We start from the raw sequence: 22,856 nt of genomic DNA, 5'->3' as shown, positions 1-22,856 counted from the left end.
TTGGTCGTCTAATCAAGCGCAAAAAACCCGGCATTTCGGTCGCCGGGTTTTGCATTTTGACAAGCTCTTGAAGGACTTAGTCCTTCTTGACTGGCGGCACTGGGCGGATCGCCAATTCGCGCAGCTGCGTCGGCGTTGCGGCCGAAGGAGCGCCCATCAGCAGATCCTGTGCCTGCTGGTTCATCGGGAAGAGCGAGATCTCGCGCAGGTTCTTGGCACCGACCAGCAGCATGACGATACGGTCGATGCCGAAGGCAGCACCACCGTGCGGAGGCGCACCGTACTGGAAGGCACGATAAAGGCCGCCGAAGCGCTCTTCGACGTCCGTCTGGCTAAGGCCGACCTTTTCGAAGGCGGCGACCATGGTTTCCGGCGACTGGTTACGGATCGAGCCCGACGCGATTTCGAAGCCGTTGCAGACGGCGTCGTACTGGAACGCCTTGATCGTCAGGGGATCCTGGTTCTGCAGCGCCTCGAGACCGCCCTGCGGCATCGAGAACGGGTTGTGAGCGAAGTCGATCTTCTTTTCTTCCTCGCTCCATTCGAAGAACGGGAAGTCGACGATCCAGCACAGCTCGAAGCGATCGCGATCGATCAGGTTCAGTTCGTCGGCGGCACGGTTACGGGCTTCACCGGCAAACTTGTAGAACTTGGATGGATCGCCGGCGACGAAGAAGCAGGCGTCGCCGTCATCGAGGCCGAGCTGGGTGCGGATCGCATCCGTGCGCTCTTCGCCGATGTTCTTGGCTAGGGGGCCGGCACCTTCGAGCTTCTCGCCTTCCTTGCGCCAGAAGATATAGCCGAGGCCCGGCTGGCCCTGGCTCTGTGCCCAGGCGTTCATGCGGTCGCAGAATGCGCGCGAACCGCCGGTCTTGGCCGGGATGGCCCAGACTTCGACCTTCGGGTTGGAAGCGATCATGTTGGCAAAGACCTTGAAGCCGGAGCCAGCAAAATGCTCGGTAACGGCTTCCATGACGATCGGATTGCGCAGGTCCGGCTTGTCGGAGCCATACTTGCGGATGGCGACGTCATAGGGGATGCGCGGCCATTCCTTGGTGACCGGCTTACCGTCTGCAAACTCTTCGAACACCTGGGTCATGAGCGGACCCATGGTGTTCCAGACGTCTTCCTGCGTGACGAAGCTCATTTCGAGGTCGAGCTGATAGAATTCGCCAGGCAGACGGTCGGCACGCGGGTCTTCATCGCGGAAGCACGGCGCGATCTGGAAGTAGCGGTCGAAACCGGCAACCATCAGCAGCTGCTTATACTGCTGCGGCGCCTGCGGCAGCGCGTAGAAGGTGCCGGGATGGATACGGCTCGGCACCAGGAAGTCGCGCGCGCCTTCCGGCGACGATGCCGTCAGGATTGGGGTCGTATATTCGGTAAAGCCGGCATCGCCCATGTGGCGGCGCATGGAGGAGATGATCTGCGTGCGCTTGACGATGTTCTTGTGCAGCGTTTCGCGGCGCAGATCGAGGAAGCGATACTTCAGGCGCACGTCTTCCGGATAGTCCGGCTCGCCGAAAACAGGCAACGGCAGCTCCTTGGCGGCGGAGAGCACTTCGATCTCCTGAGCATAAAGCTCGATCTCGCCGGTCGGCATGTTCTTGTTGACGGTGTCTTCCGTACGGGCTTTGACCAGGCCGTCGATGCGGATGACCCACTCGCCACGAACGGTTTCGGCGAGCTTGAATGCCGGAGAATCAGGGTCGGCAACGACCTGGGTGATGCCGTAGTGATCGCGCAGATCGATGAACAGCACTCCGCCATGATCTCGGACGCGATGAACCCAGCCGGCAATGCGGACGGTCGAACCGACGTCGGACTTGCGCAGGGCGGCGCATGTGTGGCTGCGATAGCGATGCATAATATATATCCTGGACTTGGCGGGCGGCGGCGAAAGGACACGCAGACCCCTCGCCCGCCGACGAGAAAATCGGGCGGAAAAGCGCATGGTGCGCCCGATTTGTCAAGGCTCGAACGCATGGCTTATCTCGCCCCCGGCGGGCGAGAAAGCAAAAACTTAGGCTTAGATGAGGGCTCGTCCCTCTTCTAAGTCTTAGTTTTTGCAAGAGAGGGGGCAGGTAGGGATGCACCCAATCTTTGAATTATACGAGCGAGAAGAGGACCCCCGCTCTTGCAATTTCAATGGCTTAGAAATTGCGCTGCGCTTTGGAAAACGTCGCAGCTCCCAGTTCGCAATTCCTAAACCATTGAAATTGCTTTCTCGCCCGCCAGGGGCGAGATAGACCTGCACCAGCTTCACCCTCCAGTTCATTCTCCGCTATTTTTCAGCTCTGCCAGAATCGTCAGGCAGACTCCCTCAAGATTTGTTGTGACCTCATTGTTCCAGACTCGCATTGTACGAAAGCCCTGCTTCGAGAAATGTGCGTCTCTCGCTAGATCCCCGATGCTTTCGGCATGTTGGGCACCGTCGACCTCGACAATAAGCCGCGCCTCGAAACATACGAAATCGAGAATGTAACCATCGATCGGAACCTGTCGCTTAAATTTGAATCCCTCAAGCTGGCTTCGACGCAAGGCCTGCCAAAGCATGTTTTCAGCCTTGGTGGCATCACTGCGCATTGTTTTCGCGAATTGGCGCAGTCGAGCCGGTACGTCGCGGCGCATGCGCCCTCCTGTTTTGGCGATTGCGTCCAGGAAAGCACACGGCTCTATCGAGATCCAGCATGACGATAAACATATCGACAGCCGCAAGTAGCTGCTGCGGCAGTTTGGCTACCTCGATGCTATTGCTGAACATTGCGGTCAACTTTAAACAGACATTCATATATCTTCGCCCCCGGAGCCCGATATGCCGATCCTTACCCGCCGCAATCTTTTGAAAGCTTCAGCCGTTGCGGGCGCTTATGGCGTCGGTATCGGGATCGCCGGGAAGTTTGCGGGCAAGGCGGCGGCCGCCGAGCCACTCACGCTGAAGACGGCCAAGATCGAGGCAAACCTTACCGACGGCGGCAAAACCAAGAACGTGCTCACCTATGGGGACGCCGGCATGCCGCCGGTCGTGCGCATGAAGAAGGGGGAACCCTTCGCCGCGCGACTGATCAACGGCATAGACGATCCGACGACCATTCACTGGCACGGCATTCGTCTGCCCAACAATATGGACGGCGTGCCGTTCCTCACTCAGCCTTATATTTATACCGGCGATCATTTCGACTACGCCTTTACGCCGCCGGACGCCGGCACCTTCTGGTATCACCCGCATTGCAATACGCTGGAGCAGATGGGCCACGGCATGACCGGCGTCATCGTGGTCGAGACCCCCAAGGATCCCGCCTTCGATTCGGAAGTAGTGCTCAATCTGCGCGATTGGCGGCTCGGCAGCGACGGGCAGTTCATCGCCCAGTTCCGGCCGCGCGATGCGGCCAAATCCGGCACCTATGGCACGGTGCGGACCGCCAATTGGCAGCCGGAGCCGCGATATGACGCGCCTTCCGGCGGGCTGGTGCGGCTGCGCATTGCCATCACCGACGTCACGCGCATCTATTCCTTCCGCATGGACGGCGCCGAGGCGACTGTGATCGCGATCGACGGCAATCCCGTGCCGCAGCGCTTTCCGCTCGATCTTCTGCAGCTCGGACCGGGGCAGCGGCTGGAGCTTGCGGTGCGAATGCCCGACAGCGAAGGCGCGGTCGTCAAGCTCGAGGACATCAAGGGCACCAATCCGAAGGTGCTGGCGACACTACGCGCCGTGGGCGCATCATTGAAGCGCGACATGCGCGATCTGGCGCCGCTTGAAGACAATCCCGTGCAGAAGGCAGATCTCGGTTCCGCCACCCATATTCCGCTGATCCTGAGCTCGACGGCGGAGAATACCGCCGACAACAGCATTTGTGGCTCGCTCGGCTACAGTTTCTGGGCGATCAACAAGGTGCCGTGGCCGGGCGATACGCCCGATCCGACCGCGCCGCTTGCCGAACTCAAGCTCGGCAAGAGCTATATCATAGACATGGAAAACGTCACGCCGCACAGCCATCCGATCCACTTGCACGGAATGAGCTTTACCGTCATCTCCTCTTCGACGCGGCAGGTGCAGCCCTTCGTCTCCGATACCTATCTGATCCAGCCGGATGAAAAGGTGCAGCTTGCCTTCGTTGCCGACAATCCCGGCGACTGGCTACTACATTGCCATATCATCGAACATCAAAAGACCGGCATGACGAGTTACGTGCGGGTGGCCTAGCCGGTTGCGAGCCTCTTCAATTTCCAGTGGCCTTGGTCAAAGCCATCTCTGTTTCCGGCAATTTCAGCGAAAAGCGAAATGCGGCAAGGGCTTTGTCCGCGAAAGTATTGACATATCCGGCTGAAAGGAGAAGGAAGTTAAGAAAGTATTTTACCATTGAATGTGTTGATATGATCGAAACTACCGCCCAATTGGAGGCGGCCTGCCAAGAGCTGGCCAAGTCGGAATTCATCACCATCGATACGGAATTCCTGCGAGAAACGACCTTCTGGCCGGAGCTGTGTTTGATACAGATGGCAAGCCCCACCACCGAAGTGCTGGTGGATCCGCTGGCCAAGGGGCTGGATCTGGCACCCTTCTTCGAACTGATGGCCAATCCATCGGTTTTGAAGGTGTTTCATGCTGCACGCCAGGATATCGAAATCATCTTCCATCGCGGCAATCTCATTCCGCATCCGATCTTCGATACCCAAGTTGCGGCGATGGTCTGCGGCTTCGGCGATTCGGTTTCCTACGATCAGCTCGTCAGCCGCATCAAGAATGTCCATATCGACAAATCCTCGCGCTTTACCGACTGGAGCCGGCGCCCGCTCTCGGAAAAGCAGCTCGACTATGCACTCGCCGACGTGACGCATCTGCGCGACGTCTATCTCTCGCTCAAGGAGCAATTACAGCGCGAAGGGCGCGCCTCCTGGCTGCAGGAGGAGATGGCGATCCTCGAAGCGCGAGAGACCTACGACCTGCATCCGGACGATGCATGGCAGCGGTTGAAGATGCGGCTACGCAAGCCGCAGGAACTGGCCGTCCTCAAGTTCGTGGCCGCCTGGCGCGAACGCGAGGCGCGCGCCCGCAACGTTCCGCGCGCCCGCGTGCTGAAGGATGACGCGATCTATGAGATTGCGCAGCAGCAGCCGAAGGACACCGAGGCGCTGGCGCGGCTGCGCACCATCCCGAAGGGTTGGGAGCGCTCTGCCGCCGGCACTGCGGTGCTTGAAGCGATCAACGCGGCGCTGGCGCTGCCGAAGGCAGAAATGCCGCATCCGCCGCGCCACCAGCAGGCTCCCGAGGGCACGGCAGCGGCTTCCGAACTGTTGAAGGTCCTTTTGAAGCTGATTGCGGAAAAGCATGGCGTTGCGCCGAAGGTCATCGCCAACAGCGACGATCTCGACAAGATCGCCGCCGAGGGCGAGAAGGCCGATGTTGCGGCTCTGACCGGCTGGCGTCGAGATCTTTTCGGCGAGACTGCCCTGCAGCTGATCCAGGGCCAGGTGGCCCTGCGCTTCGTCGGCAAGCGGATCGAGACTATCGCCCTCTAGCCGCTACATTCTCCTTTCCCGAGGCTTTGCGATTGCGTATGATTCGCGCATCGAGATACCGGCTGCCATCACGATTGCGCCGCAAATCTCGTGAAATGAACGTCTTGTGTAATCGTTCTATTCGATGACGTTCCAGTTTGCCGGCGCAATCCCGCGTCGATGACAGGCGTCGCTTCTCGGCGGAAAAGTGAATGGGCATCTTCCATTCGATGCGCAACTGGATCCTGACATCGCTATTCGTCGCTTCGACGGGCGTCATCTACGGCAAGCTATTCTTCCCACAGGCGCCGATGTACATCGGCGCCGTCTTCGCGCTGTTCTGCGGCATGCCGCTGCTGGTCTTCGAACGCCGCATGATCCTGCCGCGGCTGAACGATTGGATGCATCGGCTGCCGACGCCAGCCTTTATCCTTTCGGCCCTGGTCGTCGATTTCCTGCTGATGGGCGCCGGCTACGCCATGGCGGGCAGTATCATGAAGCTTCTGGGGCTGGTCGATGGCTCCTGGGAAGATCTTACGCTGCTGAAGATAGACGTCTATCTTTATGCTGTCGTCGTCACCGCCATTGTCATTTTCATCGGCCGCGTGCGGGAATTGCTTGGGCGCGACGTCTTCTCCAGCCTGTTGACCGGCCGCTACCGCAATCCGGTGCAGGAGGAGCGCGTCTTTCTGTTCATCGATCTCGTCGGCTCGACTGCTTTTGCCGAGGAACATGGCGACCTGAAAACGCAGGAATTCCTCGGTGCGGTGTTCGGTTCAATGGCCGAGCCTGTCCGCCGGCACAAGGGTGCGATCGACGATTATATCGGCGATGCCGCCATCATCACATGGCCGCTCCAACGGGGCGTCAAGAATGCCAATTGCGTGCGCTGCGTCTTCAATATCCTTGACGATATCGAAAAAAACGCCGAAACATGGCTGAAATCCTATGGCAGGGTACCGCGTTTGCGGGCCGCTCTCCACGGCGGCAGCATCGTGACGGCGGAAATCGGCGTCGACCACCACAAGATCGCCTATTTCGGCGACACGGTGAACACGACCGCAAGGCTGGAGTCTCTCTGCAAAACGCTGGAGCGTCAGGTGCTGATTTCAAGCGACCTTGCCAGAAGGATGGAGCTTCCCGAAGGGGTCATCAAGGAAGAGCTCGGTGAACATGCCGTTCGCGGCCGCGATCAGCACCTTGGCGTCATCGCCCTTCACGCGCAGGACCAGCAGGCGCTGAAGACCATTCGCAATATATCGTGAGCAATACACATCGCTAGCTGCAGTCCGATATTGATGCACGCCAGGGCTTCACAGCCTATGGGTTGTCCACAGTCACCAAATCTTCACCTGAGCGTTAATTCACCGACATGGCTCCCCTGTTAAGCGGGATTGTTTTCACCACTTCTCGCCAACAAGGTGACATGATGACCCGAATCCTTTCCGCTTCCACGGCACTTTTCATTCTGCTTGCCGCCTCGGCGCAGGCAGACGAGCAGCAATTCAAGGCAAAGCTCGTCGGCCAGGCGATCCTGCCGGCCAACACCATCACTGCCGCCCCAGCCGATGCGGCAGATTTCTTGAAAACGTCAGGCAAATTCACCACGCCGGATCGCAAGCGCACCGACGCTCTCGGCACAGTGCCGGGCAAAGATGGCGCCCGCGTCACCGACCTGAAGCTGCCCTTCGCCGGCCAGCCGATCCAGGGCTTCTCCGGCATCAAGACCATGCCCGACGGCACCTTCTGGACGCTCTCCGACAACGGCTTCGGCTCCAAGCAGAACTCTTCCGACGCGATGCTTTTCCTGCATCAGCTGAAATTCGACTGGGACGGCGGCAAGGTCGAGGTCGTCAAGAATCTGTTCCTGTCCGACCCGAACAAGAAGGCCCCCTTCCCGATCGTTATGGAAGGCGCCGACAAGCGTTACCTGACGGGCGCCGACTTCGACATCGAATCGATCCAGCCAGTTGCCGACGGCTTCTGGATCGGCGACGAGTTCGGCCCTTACCTGCTGAAGTTCGACACGAACGGCCAACTGACCGACGTCTTCCCGACGACGCTTGATGGCAAGCCGGTCCTGTCTCCTGACAATCCGCTGATCCAGCTGCCCGGCAACCCCACGCAGAAGATGCCGGCCTTCAACCTGAAGCGCTCCGGCGGCTTCGAGGGCCTCGCCATGTCGAAGGACGGCTCCAAGCTCTACGGTCTGCTGGAAGGCCCGATCTACAAGGATGACGGCCAGATGGAGAGCGTCGACGGCAAGACGGCTATCCGTGTCATCGAATTCGACGTTGCGTCGAAGAGCTGGACCGGCCGCAGCTGGCTCTATCCCTTCGCGGACAAGGGTGTGTCGATCGGCGATTTCAACATGCTCGACGAGACGACGGCCCTGGTCATCGAACGCGACAACGGCGCCGGCACGAAGGACAAGGCCTGCGCCGATCCCAAGCAGCCGAAGCCGGATTGCTTCGAGGCTCCGGCCGAGCTGAAGCGCGTCTATAAGATCGAGTTCAGCGACGCCAATGTCGGCAAGTCCGTTCGCAAGATCGGCTATATCGATCTGCTGCGCATCGAAGATCCCGATCACAAGCGTCGCCAGGGCGGCGGCGAAGGCTTTTACGACATGCCCTTCGTCACCATCGAGAATGTCGACCGCGTCGATGCCACACATATCGTAATCGGCAATGACAACAATCTGCCCTTCTCGGCAGGCCGTGCCGTCGACAAGGCTGACGACAACGAGTTCAGCCTTCTTGAAGTGGGCGATTTCCTGAACGCGAAGTAGGAAAAACCACCTTCTCCCCCTCGGGGAGAAGGTGCCCGAAGGGCGGATGAGGGGGAACGCTTTCTGATAGGCAGTTTTTCGAGCCTTAGGCGAAAGCCCCCTCAACCCGCGCTGCGCGCGACCTTCTCCCCCGCTGGGGAGAAGGTTGTCTGTCATTCGAAACAGAAAGCCAGCCGGCGGTTGGTGAGCTTGCCAAGCTGCTGCAGGCGTCCGTCCAGCCTCTCGCCGGCAAAATCGCGATATTCGGCGGGGACGACGAATTCGAGATCGAGATCCGGGTTTGTCGAACGGCGGAACGACAGATTGCGTACAATACCGGGCATCGACGCCGAGAAGAGATAGACGACGCGCAGCAGGCCGCCGAGCAGCTTGGCACGTTCGAGGTAGAGCGGCGTTGCAATCGTTGCCAGCGGCTCGGTCGCTCCATCGTCGTTCAAACCCTCGAAGCGATAGTAGTTGGCAAGTGCGATGAAGGCGCGGCCGGCATGGGTGATGCCGACGAAGGAGGTGTGGGCGATGATGTTCAGCGCCTGCAGGCCGCGATAATCGGGATGGGCGCGCCAGCTGATGTCGGCAAGCAGGCAGGCCGCCTGGCGATAGCGGCTCTCTTCTTCGGTCTCGGTGATACCGAAAAAGGGCATCATCCGCCCCGTCCAATCGGCAAGCTCGCGGGCATGTTCCGGCGAACGCGCACGCAGGATGGCAAGCTCGCCGGCTGCGGTGAGCAGCGGATCGCTGTTGCGCTCCGCCTCCGTCAGCAGCGAATAGAGATAACCTTCACGCACGCCCTGAGCAGAGAAGGAGATGACGGACGGCTTCATCGCCGTCAGTACTTCGCGCATGGCGACTGCGCCGAAAGGCAACAGTGAGCGACGATGCTTGGAAACCGCCTGCAGAGCCGGGTCCTTCGAATCCTTCGATTCGACGATCTGATCCAGAAAGCGGATCATCTCGTCGAGCGGTACTTCATAGCCCTGCATCATGTGCAGCGGATATTTGCGGATTTCCATGTGCAGCTTGGCTACGCTTCGCCATGTGCCGCCAACCGCGTAGAATGTCCGGCCCTCGCCCTTGCTCAGGAGCTTCGCGGTCTTGACATGCTTGCGCGCGAAGCTGCGCGCCTTCTCAATCGAGCCGCCAGCATATTCGGAGAGGCGCAGGCCGCCAAGCGGCAGCGTGATGCCCTTGCCGATCTCCCGGTCCTTGATGTCGATCAGCTCCAGCGAGCCGCCACCAAGATCTCCGGCAATGCCATCGGGATGGTAAAAACCGCTGATAATGCCAAGCGCGGAAAAGCGTGCCTCTTCTTCGCCAGACAGCACGCGCACCTTGCGCTGGAGGATGGCTTCTGCCTGATGGATGAACTGCGGACCATTGCTGGCCTCACGCGCTGCGGCTGTCGCCAGCACGTAGATGGTGGATGCGCGCGCCTGATCGGAGAGCGCCTTGAAGCGATGCAGCGCGGCAAGCGCCCGCGCCACGCTTTCCTCGTCCATCTTCCCCGTCAGCGCTATGCCCTTGCCGAGGCCGCACAGCACTTTTTCGTTGAAGAGGATGGTTGGCGACCGCGAATGGCCTTCATAAACGACAAGGCGGACCGAGTTCGACCCGATATCGACAACGGAGACAGGGGCGATGCCCGGAAGACGCCCCTGGGCTTCTGATTCAACCATGCAGGTCCAATTTATTTGTTGCGGCCCGACAGCAGCCCAGCGATGAGTTTCGGTGCGCTGGATTTCAAGGCTTCACCACGGCCGGACAGGCTGGGATTGGTCATGAAATACTGCTGTGCATTGAATGGCTCTTTTCCCTGACGCACTTCCATGCGCCGTGAAGTCCCGTCCGGCAATATCTCGTAGCTTTGCTGATTGTCAATGATATTGCCCAGCATGATCTGTGAAAGCACCTGTTCATGCACGGTCTTGTTGGTGAGCGGCACGAGCGTTTCGACACGGCGGTCGAGGTTTCTCGGCATCATGTCGGCCGAGCCGATATAGACCAGCGCCTTGTCCGACGGCAGGCCGTGACCGTCGCCGAAGCAGAAGATGCGGCTGTGCTCGAGGAAGCGGCCGACGATGGATTTGACGCGGATCCTTTCCGAAAGCCCGGGAATCTGCGGACGCAGGCAGCAAATGCCGCGCACGACAAGCTCGATATCGACGCCGGCGTTGCTGGCGCGATACAGAGCGTCGATGATCTCGGGATCGACGAGCGAATTCATCTTCATCCAGATCGCAGCTGGACGGCCGTTCCTGGCATGTTCGATCTCGCCTTCGATATGCTGAAGGATGCGCGGACGCAGCGTATAGGGCGAAACGGCGATCTTCATGCCCTGTTCCGGCTCACCGTAACCGGTGATGAAGTTGAAGATATTCGCCATGTCGTGAGCGATCGTCGGATCGCAGGTGAAGTAGGAAAGATCGGTATAAATCTTGGCGGTAACCGGATGATAGTTGCCGGTACCGAGATGGCAATAGGTCCGCAGCTTGCCATCTTCGCGGCGCACGACCATGGACATCTTCGAATGCGTCTTGAGCTCGATGAAGCCGAAGACGACCTGCACCCCGGCGCGCTCGAGATCGCGCGCCCAGCGGATGTTGGCTTCTTCGTCGAAGCGGGCCTTCAGTTCCACCAGCGCGGTAACCGATTTGCCGAGATCGGCTGCATCGATCAGCGCGCGGACGATGGGGCTATCGTTCGACGTGCGGTAAAGCGTCTGCTTTATCGCCAGAACATCAGGATCCCTAGCAGCCTGGAGAAGAAACTGGACCACCACGTCGAAGGATTCATAAGGGTGGTGGACGACCATGTCCTTTTCACGGATCGCGGCGAAGCAATCGCCGGCATGTTCGCGGACGCGCTCAGGAAATCGGGCATTGTAGGGCTCGAAACGCAGATCGTCGCGCGGCGCCTTGCAGATTTCGGAAAGCGTGTTGAGCGCGAGAAGGCCTGGCAGAACCGCGATGCGGTTTCCCGGAACGTTCAGCGATTCCACCACGAACTGACGAAGCTCGAGCGGCATTTCGGAGTCCGTCTCGATGCGGATCACCGAGCCGCGGCGGCGGCGCTTCAACGCGGTCTCGAAGAAGCGCACCAGATCTTCGGCCTCTTCCTCGACTTCGATATCACTGTCACGAATAATGCGGAAGGTACCGGAGCCCTGCACTTCGTAACCCGGATAGAGCCGGTGGATGAAGATGTTCACCACATCCTCGAGCGTGATGTAGCGGATGACGTTGCTGGCGTCAGGCAGGCGCACGAAACGGTCAAGCGCCGGCGGCAGGCGCAGCAGCGCCGTCATCGGCTCGCGGCCGTTCATGCTCTTCAGCTGCAGCGCGATCGAGAAGCCAAGGTTCGGAATGAACGGGAAAGGATGGGCTGGGTCGATGGAAAGCGGCGTCAGAACCGGGAAGATCGCCTGTTCGAACTCGGTGTGGAGCCACTGGCGGTCGGCGTCGGAAAGGGCAGCCGGACGGACGATCAGAATATCTTCCTTGGCGAGATATTGCTGCAGGACGGCGAGCGAAGCCTGCTGCTCCATCTGCAGATTGTCGATCTCGCGCAGTATATCATCGAGCTGTTCGGCCGGCGTCTTGCCATCTGGGGTGCGCACGAGAATCTTCTGGCGCACTTGGCCCTCAAGACCGGCAACGCGCACCATGAAGAATTCATCGAGGTTGGCGGCGGAAATCGAGAGGAAGCGGACGCGTTCCAGCAGTGGATGGGCGGTGTTCAGCGTCTCTTCAAGGACGCGGCGGTTGAACTGCAGCCAGGAGAATTCACGGTTGATGAAGCGCTCGGGGCTGGTCAGCAATTCGCTGACCGCAGGTGCGGTCTCTGGATTTTCCTGGTTGGCGTCCTGATGTTCCGTGAGTGCCGAGTCCATGTTCCACCTACCCTCTTTCCAATCCTGTGCCACGTATATCAGTTTGACGACGGAACTGTGACAGTCGATGTCAGCTCAATCCGGCTGACCGGAGCCACCCAGTTCGTTCAAGACCTCGGCGGCCAACAGGCGCGTGATCCTTGTTCCTCGCGCCAATGCCAGCCGGTCCAGCCTGTCGACGATCAGCTGCGCTGCGTTCAGGGAACGCTCCATGCGATTGACGATATAGAGGACGAGTTTGTCATCGATATAAAGCTGGCGGTCGGCGAAGAGCTTGACGATCACCTGCGACAGCAATTCCTCGTCCGGCTCACCGATCTCGACGACCGTCGCCGCCTTCAGGCGCGAGCGCAGGTCGGGCAGCGTCACCGGCCACGACATCGGCCAGAGCCGGCTCGTCATCAGAAGACTGGTGCCGTTTTCGCGCACACTGTTGATGACATGAAAGAGCTCGGTATCGTCAAAACCGAGGCGATCCACGTCTTCGAAGATGACGGGGCCGTTCGCCGCTGCAACTGCCGCAGCGGAGCCGGCCACCGGGTGAATGTGGACTGCCCCGCATCGCTCTGCCCAGATGCTGGCAAGATGCGATTTGCCGGAGCCGACGGGACCGGCCAGGATGACGACCGGCGACGGCCAGTGCGGCCAGGAATCGACGATCTTCACCGCCGCGCTCAAGGGATCGGCGACGAGCAGATCGTCGCGTCCGTTTGCGGGATCATGCGTAAAGGCCAAGGGCAGCTGCTCGGCGGCCTTGCGCCTTAGATCAGCGTTCTTTGCGTCGGTCATGTCTAGCTATTCTCGGTCTTGCCGGCCTTGGCTCTGCGCGCCTTGCCCGCTTCCGAGCGTCCATAATAGAGATCGCTCTGAAGGTAGCGCGAAAGGGCGAAGCGGACAAGAACGCCGCAGGCGGCAGCGGCCGGGACGGCTATCAGCAGCCCGACGAAGCCGAAGAGCGCGCCAAAGGCAAAAAGGGCGAACATCAGCCAGACCGGATGGAGGCCCACGCTTTCGCCGACAAGCTTCGGCTGCAGCACATTGCCTTCCAGAAACTGGCCGGTGAAGAAGACGACGAGCGTCAGGCCGACCCAGAGATAATCCGGCCAGAACTGGACCAGTGCGACGCCGACGGCCAGAACGAGGCCGACCATCGAGCCGACATAGGGAATGAAGCTGATCATGCCGGCGAAGAGGCCGATCAGCAGACCGAAATTCAGGCCGACCAGCGAGAGACCGACGCCGTAATAGACGCCGAGAATAATGCAGAGCGAACCCTGCCCTCGAATGAAGCCGGCGATTGCCTGGTCGATCTCGCGAGCGATCTGGCGTACGGTGGCGACATGATCGCGCGGGATCCAGTCGTCTACCTTGGCGACCATCCGATCCCAGTCGAGCAGCATATAGAAGGCGACGACGGGTGTGACGACCATCAGCGAGATGATGTTGACCAGCGCCTTGCCGGAGCTCCAGAGCTGCGCGAACAGGCCGCCGACGAAACTCAAACCTTCGGACATGATGCTGGAGAAATTGTCCTTGATCGCGCCGAGCTGGTTGCGGATCCAATCTGGCAGCACCATCGTCTGCGCCTTGGCGATCAGCTGCTGGATCTGCTGCACATAGGTCGGAATGTGCTGAATGAAATCGTTGAACTGATTGACGATGATCGGGATGAAGATCGTCAGCGCCAGCGCGAAGATCAGTATGAAGGAGACCAGGATTACCACCGTCGCCATCAGGCGGCTGAGGCCGATCCGCTCCAGCCGGTCGGCGACCGGATCGAGAAAATAGGCTACCGCCATGCCAGCGATAAACGGCAGCAGGATCGTGCTGAAGATATAGATAAAGGCGATGAAGACGACGAGCACGATCACCCAGAAGGTGACTTGACGCTTGAGGCTCGCCCCGCTGACCTTTTGCTCCATCGTCTTCCCCGTTGTTTCGCGCCCGTTTGCCGTGTGCTTAGGACATAGGATGATGCCGCAATTATGGTCAAGCCTGCGGCCGGAAATCTGCCTTGAGCAATGGGAAGCGGGGAAAATCGAAGGGTTTGCGGCGCTTGCGCCTTGCATAACGGCCCCTATCATGCAATGGCGAGCCGATCAAAGCCCTGTCATAATGGACGGGCGGCCATCGGAGGCGGAAGCATGAGCCAGTCTGGAAAAAACGGTCTGACCTATAGCGACGCGGGCGTCGATATCGATGCCGGCAACCTGCTGGTCGAAAAGATCAAGCCTGCCGTCCGTTCGACGCGCCGGCCGGGTGCCGATGGTGAAATCGGCGGCTTCGGCGGCCTGTTCGATCTCAAGGCCGCCGGCTTTACCGATCCGGTGCTGGTGGCCGCCAATGACGGCGTCGGAACCAAGCTGAAAATCGCGATCGATGCCAACTATCACGACACTGTCGGCATCGATCTCGTTGCCATGTGCGTGAACGATCTGGTCGTCCAGGGCGCTGAGCCGCTCTTTTTCCTAGATTACTTTGCCACCGGCAAGCTCGACCCGGATCAAGGTGCGGCGATCGTGGGCGGCATCGCGGCCGGCTGCCGTGATGCAGGCTGTGCGCTGATCGGCGGCGAGACCGCGGAAATGCCAGGCATGTATTCCCATGGCGATTACGATCTGGCGGGCTTTGCCGTCGGTGCGGCCGAGCGCGGCCAGCTGCTGCCCTCGGGCGACATTGCCGAAGGCGACATCATTCTCGGCCTCGCTTCGTCAGGCGTTCATTCCAACGGCTTCTCGCTCGTGCGCAAGATCGTCGAGCTTTCCGGTCTTGGCTGGGATGCGCCGGCCCCCTTCGCAGAGGGCAAGGCGCTCGGCGAAGCGCTGCTGACACCGACGCGCATCTATGTGAAGCCGCTGCTCAAGGCCATCCGCGAAACCCATGCCCTGAAGGCACTCGCACACATCACCGGCGGCGGCTTTCCGGAGAATATTCCGCGCGTACTGCCGAAGCATCTGGCTGCCGAAATCGATCTTGCCGCCGTCAAGGTTCCGCCGGTCTTCTCCTGGCTTGCCAAGATGGGCGGCGTCGACGCAAAGGAAATGCTGCGCACCTTCAACTGCGGCATCGGCATGATCGTGGTCGTCGCTCAAGAAAACGTCGACGCCGTGAAGGCGGTGCTTGCGGCTGAAGGCGAAGCCGTCGTTACGCTCGGCCGCATGGTTGCTCGCGAGGAAGGCGCTCCCGGCACCGTCTATAAGGGCACGCTCGCTCTATGACCACGCCGCGCAAACGCGTCGTCGTCTTCATCTCGGGCGGCGGCTCCAACATGCTGGCTCTTCTGAAGGCCACGAAGGCATCGGACTACCCGGCCGAGATCGTCGGCGTCATCTCCGACAAGGCGGATGCCGGCGGGCTGGCAAAAGCTGCGGCGGAAGGCATTGCGACCTTCGCTTTCGTCCGCAAGGAATTTCCCAGCAAGGAAGCCCATGAAGAGGCGATCCTTGCGCAGCTTGAAGCCCTCTCGCCCGATATCATCTGCCTTGCCGGCTATATGCGGCTGCTTTCCGGCCGTTTCATCCAGGCTTACGAGGGCCGGATCATCAACATCCATCCCTCTCTACTGCCGCTTTTCCCGGGCCTGCATACGCATAAGCGCGCCATCGACGCCGGCATGCGCATTGCCGGTTGCACCGTGCATTTCGTCACCGAAGGCATGGACGAAGGTCCAGTCGTCGGCCAGGCCGCCGTGCCCGTCTTAACCGACGATACCGCCGACAGCCTTGCCGCCCGCGTGCTCACGGTCGAGCATCAGCTCTATCCGCAATCGCTGCGGCTGCTGGCGGAAGGCAAGGTCAGGATGGAAGATGGCAAGGCCGTGAGCTTTGGCAAAACCCCCGTTGTCGATGGACGGCAGATTTTGTCGCTGCTTGGAGACGCGGAATAATTACGCAACTCTGGCTTCGAACAGCCCCTCATCCGCCCTTCGGGCACCTTCTCCCCAAGGGGAGAAGGAGGAAGTGCTTCGGATGCTGCCTTTTCAATAACGAAGCTAATCTCGCCCGGGACTGTGTAACTCCATTGGAAGGTGGAAACGTCACCCTCTCAGCGAGATACTTTTGTCGAGCTGGTGCGTCTAGCAAAAACCCCTTCTCCCCTCGGGGAGAAGGTGCCCAAAGGGCGGATGAGGGGGATGCCAGATGCCTCCCTCAAGCCGCCATTGCCATCAGCGGATGCAGCGTGCCGTCGCTATAGACGATGCGGCCGCCGCGGAACGTGGCGCGGATGCGGTGAACCGAGCCGGGCTCGACGGCGACCAGATCGGCAAGCTGGCCAACAGCAATCTCACCTCGATCCGTCAGACCGGCGGAACGGGCGGCATTGGAGGTTGCCGTCGCAACGGCCGCCGGCAGACCGCCAGCGACAACATCAGCAATCTTGAAAATAGCCGGCACGAAGGCGGCCGGGTGATAATCGGCCGCGATGATGCCGAGCAGGCCGGATCGCGCCGCATCCAGGGCGCTGAGATTGCCGGACATGGACTGGCCGCGCAGCGCGTTTGGTGCGCCCATTAGTGTCCAGAGACCGCGGCGGCAGGCTTCCTCCGCCGCCGGTCCGGTCACCGGAAATTCGCTGATCGTCACGCCGAGATCGTGCATCGCCGCCACCTTCTCGGGGCTGTCGTCATCATGCGAGGCGAGCGACAGCTTGTGCTTCAGCGCAAGGTCGACCACTTCATGGAGCTTGCGCTCGATCTCAGGATCCTCGCGCTGCGCAATGCGCTTTGCCACGACCTCCTCGGCCGCCTCACGCGACATGGACCGGCGCTCGGACATGCTGCGGATGTAGCTTTCGATGTCGTTGTACTGCCCCTGCCCCGGTGTATGGTCGGTGAGCGAAACCATATCGACGGAGCCCTCTTCCAGGAGCCGCTCCAGGGTCGGAGCCGCGCCGAGATTGGTGATTTCGTAGCGTGCATGGACACGGTGGTCGATCAGAAGCTCGTCGCGCAGGCTGCCGATGCCGCGAATGACAGCCGAAGTGGTTTCGAGCGAGCGGACGTGGCCATAGACGCTTTCGGTCGCAAAGGAGAGCGCCGCGAAAGCCGTGGTGACGCCAGCGGCCGCCAGCTTCTTGTCCAGCTCGTGAATGCCGAAATCGATCGGCATCATCGCATTCGGCCGCGGCGCGATTTCGCGCTCCACCATGTCGCAATGCAGATCGACGAAGCCTGGCATCAGCAAGCGGCCGCCGCCATCAAACGTCGGCTGCTCCACCGGCTCCGAGCGGATTTCGGCAATCACGCCGTCTTCGATGCGCACGGCGCCTCTCTCGACGACTTCATTGGGAAGAACGAGCGTGAAATTGCTGAGCCACATCGGCTTTCTCCTGAAACAGCGTCCATGATCGAAGGAGGCTCGGAAACATTCGAATGTTTCCGGCCAGCACGCCCCGGTAAGCTCGATTCGTGACATTGTGATGAATGGCGAGCAGAGTTTTTACAAAGCTCCCGCTCACCCGTTAGTCTATCTCAAGCTGGCGACATTCAAAGCCGCCCATTGCAGTAGCATGATCGTCTTGGCGTCATAGATATCGCCCTTCTCGATCATCGCCATTGCATCGGACAGGCGAACTTCCAGCACCTCGATATCCTCATGCTCCTCCGCAAGGCCGCCACCATCGGCTACACGGTCGGACGTATCGATCACCGCGGCGAAGAAATGGATAACCTCGGTCGAGGAACCGGGCGACGTCATCGATTTGAAGAGGAAGCGGACGTCGCGCACGCGAAAGCCGGTCTCTTCCATGGCTTCGCGGCGGATCGCGGCCTCCGGATTGTCACCATCGAGCAGGCCGGCGGGCACCTCGATCATCCGGTCGGGAAGACCGACAAGATGGGACGGAAGACGGTATTGCCGGACGAGTATCACCGTTTCGCGCTTTGGATCATAAAGCAGGATGCAGGCCGCCGGCGTGCGATGATAGACCTCGCGCTTCAGCCGATGCTTTTCGCCGTGCGAATCCGTGTAGTCGACCTCAAATGTGCTCAGCCGCGTCCATTGATCCGCCAGCGTCCTTTCGCTGACGATTTCGGCTTTCGCCGTTTCGAATTTACTCATGCCACGTCCTTGCGGAGCCATACCTTGTTGTCGTGGACAGCCGCGCCGCCATATGGCGCGACCGGATCGGCGCCGGTGAGCACATTGATGCCCTCACCATCGACGTGAGCCTTGTTCGGCCAGAGGCCCTCGGCGATCAGCACGCCCGGCTTCACTTCCGCTGTCACGCGCGCGTGGAGGCGAATATCGCCGCGTGTATTGCCGATGCGAACCAGCTCGCCATGAACAATATCAAGCCGCTCAGCATCGGCCGGGTTGACCATCACTTCGGGGCGCCCCTCCTTCTGCCGCGACGTCTTCGTCTCCGCGAAACTCGAATTCAGGAAGTTGCGCGATGGCGAGGTCGCAAGCCGGAACGGATGCTCGGGATCTGCGACCTCGATCACATCGACCTGATCCGGAAACTCCGGCAGCTCGACGTGCGGCCCGAGCAATCCGACCGACGCTGGCGGACGGTTCGGCGCCGGCTGGTTGGTCCAATCGGGGCGAAAGCGGAACTTGCCGTCGGGATGGGCAAAACCCTTGATGAAATGGGCCTCCTCGAAATCCGGCTGGCGATCGAACCATTTGTGTTCGAGGAAATAATCATAGTCCGGTAGGCCGCTTCTGGACAGAACCCGGTCGATCATTTCGCGAGCGGAGAAGCCGAAGCCGGGGCGATCCGCAACGCCGAGGCGCTTAGCCAGCTCCTCGATCACGAAGAGATTGCTGCGAACGGTCGGCGGCGGCTCGACCAGCTTCGGGCCGAGCAGAATGTGGTTCTGACCGCCCGCGCGATAGATGTCGTCATGCTCGACAAACATGGTGGCGGGGATGACGATATCGGCCATGTCAGCCGTATCGGTCATGAACTGCTCGTGCACGGCGACAAAAAGGTCCCAACGGGCAAAGCCGCGCTTCACTAGCCGCTGCTCTGGCGCGATATTCACCGGATTGGTGTTCTGGATCAGCATGGCGGTCACGGGACCGCGATGACGCAGCGCCACGACATCACCGGTCAAGGCGCGGCCGATCTGCGACTGGTCGATCATGCGGATATCCATATCCTTCATGGCGCGGCCGGTCAGCTCGCTCGCATCCATGCGGAAGATATCGCTGTTCGAATGGAAGGCGCCGCCGCCCTCATATTGCCAGGAGCCGAGCACCGTCGCGATCGACGCTGCCGCGTGCATGGCGATCGCGCCATTGCGCTGACGGGTAAAGCCGTAGCCGAGCCGGAAATAGGTCTTCTTCGTCGTCCCCACGAGCTTGGCGAAGGCTTCGATCTCATCGACCGAGAGGCCGGTTATGGCCGCGGCCCATGCCGGGGTTTTCGATTTCAGGTGCTCTTCGAGGCCGGCGGGATCGTCGGCATATTTGGCCATGTAATCGCGGTCGGCATGGCCGTCGCGGAAGGCGACGTGCATGACGGCGCAGGCAAGCGCCGCATCCGTGCCCGGCTTGACGATCAGCGCCATATCGGCCTGCTTCATCGTCGGATTGTCATAGATATCGACGACGACGATCTTGGCGCCGCGTTCCTTGCGGGATTTCACCGCATGGGTCATGACGTTGACCTGGGTGGCAACCGCATTGGTGCCCCAGATGACGACGCAATCGGTACGGCCCATCTCGCGCGGATCGGGACCGCGCAGCACTCCCGTCGCCATGGTGAAGCCGGTCCAGGCCGGATTGGTGCAGATCGACGAGAAGAAACCGGAATAGCGCTTGGCATGGCGCAGCCGCTCGATGGAATCGCGCTGCACCCAGCCCATCGTGCCGGCATAGAAATAGGGCCAGATCGCCTCGCTGCCGTCCTTCGCTTCGGCCTTGATGAAGGCTTCGGCGATTTCGTCCAGCGCCTCGTCCCAGGAGAGCTCCTGCCAGCGCCCCTCACCCTTGGCGCCGGCACGGCGGAGCGGTTTCATCAGACGATCGGGGTGATAAAGCCGTTCGGCATAGCGCGCGACCTTGGCGCAGATGACGCCGGCGGTATAGGAATGGTCGTTGGCGCCGCGAACCCGGCCGATCCTGCCGTCTTCAGTCAGATCGACCTCCAGCGCGCAGGTGGAGGGACAGTCATGCGGACAGGCTGTGTGCCCGATGCGTGATTTGGCTTGGATAGGGGTCGCAATGTTCATGAGGTTTGTATATTTCAAGCGGAGACCGGCCACTAGAGACAATCCGGCCCATCTCAACAATTCATGCGGACTTCACCGACAATGAACTATCGGCACATCTACCACGCGGGCAATTTTGCCGATGTCTTGAAACACGCAATCCTCGCCCGCCTCGTCCGCTACATGCAGAACAAGGACAAGGCCTTTCGCGTTCTCGATACCCATGCCGGCATCGGGCTTTACGATCTCTCCTCCGAAGAAGCGCAGAAGACCGGCGAATGGCGTGACGGCATCGGCAGGGTGCTGGAGGCGGAATTGGTGCCGCAAGTGGCGGACCTGCTGGAGCCCTATCTTGCCACCATCCGCGAGCTGAACCCCGAGGGCGGCGTCAGGCTCTATCCCGGCTCGCCGAAGCTTGCCCGCATGCTGTTTCGCCCGCAAGACCGGCTTTCGGCGATGGAACTGCATCCGAATGATTTCCAGCGGCTACACCGCCTCTTCGAAGGCGATCACCATGCCCGCGTTACCGAGCTGGACGGCTGGCTGGCGCTCGGCGCTCATCTGCCGCCAAAGGAGAAGCGCGGCATCGTGCTCGTCGACCCGCCTTTCGAAGAGGAAGGCGAATATGAGCGGCTGATCGAAGGCTTGGCCAAAGCCTGGCGCCGCTTTCCCGGCGGCACCTATTGCCTCTGGTATCCGATCAAGAAGGACGCGCCGATCAAGCCATTTCACGAGGCGCTACAGGCGCTGGAAATTCCGAAAATGCTCTGCGCCGAGCTGATCGTCAGAAGCGATCGCGGCTTCACCGGGCTTACCGGCTCCGGCCTCATCATCGTCAACCCGCCCTTCACGCTGAAGGATGAGTTGCATGCGCTGCTGCCGGCCTTGAAGGATATTCTGGCGCAGGACCGTTTCGCCTCGCAGCGCGCATTCTGGCTGCGTGGCGAACATTGAGATTTATCACATACACATCTCGCAGGTGATTTCATGAGACTTCTTTGCTCGCCCACCTCCCCCTTTTCCAGCAAGGTGCGCATGGCGGCACGCCATCTCGGCATCAAGCTGGAGGAGATCCATGTCGATACGAATGCCGGTCCGACGCTGCTGATCGACAACAACCCGCTCGGCAAGATCCCGACATTGCTGACCGCCAACGGCGAGGCGATTTTCGACAGCCGCGCCATCATGCATTATTTCGATCGTCGCGAGGGCGGGCTCTATCCATCGAAGAAGGGCAAGCGCACCGAAATCGAAGTTCTGGAGGCGCTGATCGACGGCACCAACGAGTGCCTGCTGTCGATCGTCTACGAGCGCCGCCTTCGCGAGCCCGAGAAGCAGCATCAGCCCTGGATCGACCGGCAGTGGACGAAGGTCAGCCGCGCCCTCACCCATCTTGACGCCGAGCCGCCGAAGATCGGCAAGAAGCTGCATGCGGGTCATTTCGCGCTTGCCTCTCTTGTCGGCTATCTGCAGCTCCGCTTCGAAGGGCAGTGGGAAGCGGACCATGCGGGATTGATAGACTGGGCGCGCAAGTTCGAGAAGCATTTCCCCGATTTTCCAGCGATGAAGCCGCAGGTCTAACGCTGTTCGGCTCAGCTCTGGCGAGCAGTCTCGGCCTTCACGAAATCGACAAAGGCGCGCAAAGCCGTCGGCAGCTGCCGGCGGCTCGGATAATAGAGGAAGAAGCCGGGATAATAGGGGCACCAGTCCTCCAGCACGCGGATCAGCCGGCCATCCCGCAAAGCCGGCAGCGCGTGATCCTCGAACAAGAAGGCTAGACCGGAACCATTGATAGCGGCATCCAGCATGATGTCGAGATCGCAAAGCGTCAGCGGCCCCTGCACATCGATCTCCAGCTCGATGCCTCCTCGCTCGAACTCCCAGCGATAATAGGTGCCGCTCGCAAAACGGTAGCGGATACAGGGGTGGTCCTTCAGATCATGAGGAGTGACCGGTTTAGGGAAACGCTGAAAATATTCCGGCGAGCCGACGATCGCCGTGCGCTGACGAGGGCCAATAGGAATAGCGATCATGTCGGCCGCGATGCTTTCTCCGAACCGTATGCCGGCATCGAAACCGGCGGAAACCGTGTCCACGAGCGCATCGTCCACGACGATTTCCATTTCGATGGCGGGGTAAGCCTGCATGAACCGCGACGCGATCGGCAGCAGCACCATCCTGGCTGCGGGTCGCGGGGCGTTGATGCGCAGCTTGCCGTAGGGCTGGCCGCGGAATTTATCGAGATCTTCGAGAGCATCGTCGATATCGAGGAAAGCGGGGCGGATGCGATCGAACAGGCGCTCTCCGGCCTCCGTCAACCCGACACCGCGCGTGGTGCGATTCACCAGCCGCACATCCAATCTCTCCTCGATCGCCCGCAACGAATGGCTGAGCGCTGAAGGCGTCACGCCGAGCTCCACCGCCGCCTTGCGAAAACTGCGGTGTTGGGCAATCGCCAGGAAGATAGCCAGATCGGTCGAACGGATACGCCGCATTGATGAGAATTTCTCAGCACTTTATGG

At 60.4% G+C, this 22,856-nt stretch carries 18 protein-coding genes; 8 read left to right on the top strand and 10 right to left on the bottom strand.

Annotation, left to right across the window (positions count from 1 at the left end):
• Window positions 1–76 precede the first annotated feature (76 nt).
• On the bottom strand, window positions 77–1,867 hold the full coding sequence (gene aspS / locus AC13RC_RS03735; RefSeq protein WP_145320495.1) for an aspartate--tRNA ligase: 1,791 nt from the start codon (window positions 1,865–1,867) through the stop codon (window positions 77–79).
• Window positions 1,868–2,274: 407 nt separating this feature from the next.
• Complete coding sequence (locus tag AC13RC_RS03730; RefSeq protein ID WP_488556529.1) at window positions 2,275–2,631, bottom strand: endonuclease domain-containing protein; 357 nt, start codon at window positions 2,629–2,631, stop codon at window positions 2,275–2,277.
• 184 nt (window positions 2,632–2,815) lie between these two features.
• Here AC13RC_RS03730 and AC13RC_RS03725 point away from each other — a divergent pair, with 184 nt between their 5' ends.
• From AC13RC_RS03725 to AC13RC_RS03710, 4 genes are all read left to right on the top strand, one after another.
• Entirely contained in the window at window positions 2,816–4,207 is a 1,392-nt protein-coding gene (locus tag AC13RC_RS03725; protein WP_488556528.1) for a multicopper oxidase family protein, read from the top strand.
• A 170-nt stretch (window positions 4,208–4,377) separates the two neighbouring features.
• The gene (gene rnd, locus AC13RC_RS03720) at window positions 4,378–5,523 is read left to right on the top strand and encodes a ribonuclease D (protein WP_113354701.1); all 1,146 of its coding nucleotides are present in this window, start codon (window positions 4,378–4,380) and stop codon (window positions 5,521–5,523) included.
• Between the two features lie 191 nt (window positions 5,524–5,714).
• Window positions 5,715–6,767, top strand: coding sequence for an adenylate/guanylate cyclase domain-containing protein (locus AC13RC_RS03715; protein ID WP_488556527.1), 1,053 nt, complete (start codon window positions 5,715–5,717; stop codon window positions 6,765–6,767).
• A 164-nt stretch (window positions 6,768–6,931) separates the two neighbouring features.
• Window positions 6,932–8,290, top strand: a complete 1,359-nt coding sequence (locus AC13RC_RS03710) for an esterase-like activity of phytase family protein (RefSeq protein WP_488556749.1) — start codon at window positions 6,932–6,934, stop codon at window positions 8,288–8,290.
• A 152-nt stretch (window positions 8,291–8,442) separates the two neighbouring features.
• Here AC13RC_RS03710 and ppx read toward each other — a convergent pair whose 3' ends face one another.
• From ppx to AC13RC_RS03690, 4 genes are all read right to left on the bottom strand, one after another.
• Complete coding sequence (gene ppx / locus AC13RC_RS03705; RefSeq protein WP_488556526.1) at window positions 8,443–9,963, bottom strand: exopolyphosphatase; 1,521 nt, start codon at window positions 9,961–9,963, stop codon at window positions 8,443–8,445.
• Window positions 9,964–9,974: 11 nt separating this feature from the next.
• A complete protein-coding gene (locus tag AC13RC_RS03700) occupies window positions 9,975–12,176 on the bottom strand; it encodes an RNA degradosome polyphosphate kinase (protein WP_145320502.1) in 2,202 nt (733 codons plus the stop codon).
• A 75-nt stretch (window positions 12,177–12,251) separates the two neighbouring features.
• Entirely contained in the window at window positions 12,252–12,965 is a 714-nt protein-coding gene (hdaA, locus tag AC13RC_RS03695) for a DnaA regulatory inactivator HdaA (protein WP_113329051.1), read from the bottom strand.
• Window positions 12,966–12,967: 2 nt separating this feature from the next.
• The gene (locus AC13RC_RS03690) at window positions 12,968–14,098 is read right to left on the bottom strand and encodes an AI-2E family transporter (protein WP_113329052.1); all 1,131 of its coding nucleotides are present in this window, start codon (window positions 14,096–14,098) and stop codon (window positions 12,968–12,970) included.
• A gap of 222 nt (window positions 14,099–14,320) precedes the next feature.
• Between AC13RC_RS03690 and purM the strand changes: the two genes are divergently transcribed.
• Both purM and purN read left to right on the top strand, forming a co-directional pair.
• Window positions 14,321–15,394, top strand: a complete 1,074-nt coding sequence (gene purM / locus AC13RC_RS03685; RefSeq protein ID WP_488556525.1) for a phosphoribosylformylglycinamidine cyclo-ligase — start codon at window positions 14,321–14,323, stop codon at window positions 15,392–15,394.
• Entirely contained in the window at window positions 15,391–16,062 is a 672-nt protein-coding gene (purN, locus tag AC13RC_RS03680; RefSeq protein ID WP_488556524.1) for a phosphoribosylglycinamide formyltransferase, read from the top strand. Before purM ends, purN begins: the two co-directional genes overlap by 4 nt.
• A gap of 262 nt (window positions 16,063–16,324) precedes the next feature.
• On the opposite strand, the gene AC13RC_RS03675 is transcribed toward purN, so the two are convergent.
• The 3 genes from AC13RC_RS03675 to AC13RC_RS03665 all read right to left on the bottom strand — a co-directional run bounded on the left by AC13RC_RS03675 (window position 16,325) and on the right by AC13RC_RS03665 (window position 20,355).
• Window positions 16,325–17,494, bottom strand: a complete 1,170-nt coding sequence (locus AC13RC_RS03675; RefSeq protein WP_488556523.1) for an alpha-D-ribose 1-methylphosphonate 5-triphosphate diphosphatase — start codon at window positions 17,492–17,494, stop codon at window positions 16,325–16,327.
• 147 nt (window positions 17,495–17,641) lie between these two features.
• Window positions 17,642–18,235, bottom strand: a complete 594-nt coding sequence (locus AC13RC_RS03670; protein WP_488556522.1) for an NUDIX domain-containing protein — start codon at window positions 18,233–18,235, stop codon at window positions 17,642–17,644.
• The gene (locus tag AC13RC_RS03665; protein ID WP_488556521.1) at window positions 18,232–20,355 is read right to left on the bottom strand and encodes a molybdopterin-containing oxidoreductase family protein; all 2,124 of its coding nucleotides are present in this window, start codon (window positions 20,353–20,355) and stop codon (window positions 18,232–18,234) included. Before AC13RC_RS03665 ends, AC13RC_RS03670 begins: the two co-directional genes overlap by 4 nt.
• 81 nt (window positions 20,356–20,436) lie before the next feature.
• Between AC13RC_RS03665 and AC13RC_RS03660 the strand changes: the two genes are divergently transcribed.
• Window positions 20,437–21,288, top strand: a complete 852-nt coding sequence (locus tag AC13RC_RS03660; protein WP_488556520.1) for a 23S rRNA (adenine(2030)-N(6))-methyltransferase RlmJ — start codon at window positions 20,437–20,439, stop codon at window positions 21,286–21,288.
• 33 nt (window positions 21,289–21,321) lie between these two features.
• Window positions 21,322–21,915, top strand: a complete 594-nt coding sequence (locus AC13RC_RS03655; protein WP_488556519.1) for a glutathione S-transferase — start codon at window positions 21,322–21,324, stop codon at window positions 21,913–21,915.
• 11 nt (window positions 21,916–21,926) lie between these two features.
• Here AC13RC_RS03655 and AC13RC_RS03650 read toward each other — a convergent pair whose 3' ends face one another.
• Window positions 21,927–22,829: a LysR family transcriptional regulator gene (locus AC13RC_RS03650; protein ID WP_488556518.1), complete on the bottom strand. Its 903-nt coding sequence runs from the start codon at window positions 22,827–22,829 to the stop codon at window positions 21,927–21,929.
• Between the last annotated feature and the right edge of the window lie 27 nt (window positions 22,830–22,856).

The organism is Martinezella sp. CNPSo 3890 (genome assembly GCF_057784455.1).
This window is presented reverse-complemented; position numbering and strand designations above follow the sequence as displayed.

Coding starts and splice junctions, on each gene's coding strand:
- AC13RC_RS03650 (WP_488556518.1), bottom strand. CDS start 22,829: ATGCGGCGTATCCGTTCGACCGATCTGGCTATCTTCCTGGCGATTGCC.
- hdaA (WP_113329051.1), bottom strand. CDS start 12,965: ATGACCGACGCAAAGAACGCTGATCTAAGGCGCAAGGCCGCCGAGCAG.
- AC13RC_RS03730 (WP_488556529.1), bottom strand. CDS start 2,631: ATGCGCCGCGACGTACCGGCTCGACTGCGCCAATTCGCGAAAACAATG.
- purM (WP_488556525.1), top strand. CDS start 14,321: ATGAGCCAGTCTGGAAAAAACGGTCTGACCTATAGCGACGCGGGCGTC.
- AC13RC_RS03665 (WP_488556521.1), bottom strand. CDS start 20,355: ATGAACATTGCGACCCCTATCCAAGCCAAATCACGCATCGGGCACACA.
- AC13RC_RS03660 (WP_488556520.1), top strand. CDS start 20,437: ATGAACTATCGGCACATCTACCACGCGGGCAATTTTGCCGATGTCTTG.
- AC13RC_RS03700 (WP_145320502.1), bottom strand. CDS start 12,176: ATGGACTCGGCACTCACGGAACATCAGGACGCCAACCAGGAAAATCCA.
- AC13RC_RS03655 (WP_488556519.1), top strand. CDS start 21,322: ATGAGACTTCTTTGCTCGCCCACCTCCCCCTTTTCCAGCAAGGTGCGC.
- AC13RC_RS03710 (WP_488556749.1), top strand. CDS start 6,932: ATGACCCGAATCCTTTCCGCTTCCACGGCACTTTTCATTCTGCTTGCC.
- AC13RC_RS03715 (WP_488556527.1), top strand. CDS start 5,715: ATGGGCATCTTCCATTCGATGCGCAACTGGATCCTGACATCGCTATTC.
- AC13RC_RS03670 (WP_488556522.1), bottom strand. CDS start 18,235: ATGAGTAAATTCGAAACGGCGAAAGCCGAAATCGTCAGCGAAAGGACG.
- rnd (WP_113354701.1), top strand. CDS start 4,378: ATGATCGAAACTACCGCCCAATTGGAGGCGGCCTGCCAAGAGCTGGCC.
- purN (WP_488556524.1), top strand. CDS start 15,391: ATGACCACGCCGCGCAAACGCGTCGTCGTCTTCATCTCGGGCGGCGGC.
- AC13RC_RS03725 (WP_488556528.1), top strand. CDS start 2,816: ATGCCGATCCTTACCCGCCGCAATCTTTTGAAAGCTTCAGCCGTTGCG.
- aspS (WP_145320495.1), bottom strand. CDS start 1,867: ATGCATCGCTATCGCAGCCACACATGCGCCGCCCTGCGCAAGTCCGAC.
- ppx (WP_488556526.1), bottom strand. CDS start 9,963: ATGGTTGAATCAGAAGCCCAGGGGCGTCTTCCGGGCATCGCCCCTGTC.
- AC13RC_RS03690 (WP_113329052.1), bottom strand. CDS start 14,098: ATGGAGCAAAAGGTCAGCGGGGCGAGCCTCAAGCGTCAAGTCACCTTC.
- AC13RC_RS03675 (WP_488556523.1), bottom strand. CDS start 17,494: ATGTGGCTCAGCAATTTCACGCTCGTTCTTCCCAATGAAGTCGTCGAG.